At 36.0% G+C, this 713-nt stretch carries 1 protein-coding gene; it reads right to left on the bottom strand.

Annotated elements, in window-relative coordinates; genetic code table 11:
* Nucleotides 1–713: restriction endonuclease subunit S (locus DWU89_RS20455; protein WP_244205968.1), on the bottom strand; the 713-nt coding region annotated here is incomplete at both ends.

Here is a 713-nt window from a genome sequence, read left to right as displayed (position 1 = left end):
TAAATCAGAATTTACCGATACTTGACCGTTCATCAAATGAGGGAGAAGTTCATCGCGTTGCTTAGTAAGAATATCTATTTCTTCTCCTAAAATCATTTGTCTATCAAACATAGGGGAACATATCTTATCAAAGGCTCTAATAACTTCATCTGAAGGAATAATAATAGGCAGACTATATAGGTCTTCTTTAGTAATAGACCCAAATGTTGTACCAGCCGCATTTCTCTGGTCAAAAGCAATCCTCAAATCATTTAATATATAATACAAGTGTGATATAGAGCCTAATTTTGAATTAATTGCAGATAAACCACGACCTATACAACAGTCATTATTTGCAATATTTATAGATCCAACTGGAGCACGAACACTCATTAGTATATCACCTTTCTTTGCAAATCGAGAAGGTGCTGTTGTGTATTGTCTAACCGAAGGAAATCTCATACCAAAATCCGTGCTTCCTTGATAAAAGAGCATACCTTCTCCAACTTCATTATAGCTAGAGCCATCAGGAGATTGTCCCATTGTTATATTTGCGATGTCGATAAGTATTCCATCATCCCATCCTTCCGGAATTTCCCTTTTCAACTTATCATTCCAAACCATCTTACCACCACTTGATTTATATGGTCTTCCGTTTTCATCTGGAAAGTCAAACTGCACAAACCAGTAATCATAGAGTTGCTTTGCCAACGCTTCTAAATTCTGATTTATCG

The sequence above is a fragment of the Parabacteroides acidifaciens genome, assembly GCF_003363715.1.
GTDB classification, from domain to species: domain Bacteria; phylum Bacteroidota; class Bacteroidia; order Bacteroidales; family Tannerellaceae; genus Parabacteroides; species Parabacteroides acidifaciens.
Note: the sequence above shows the minus strand (reverse complement) of the source record. Positions and strands in the feature narration are given on the sequence as shown.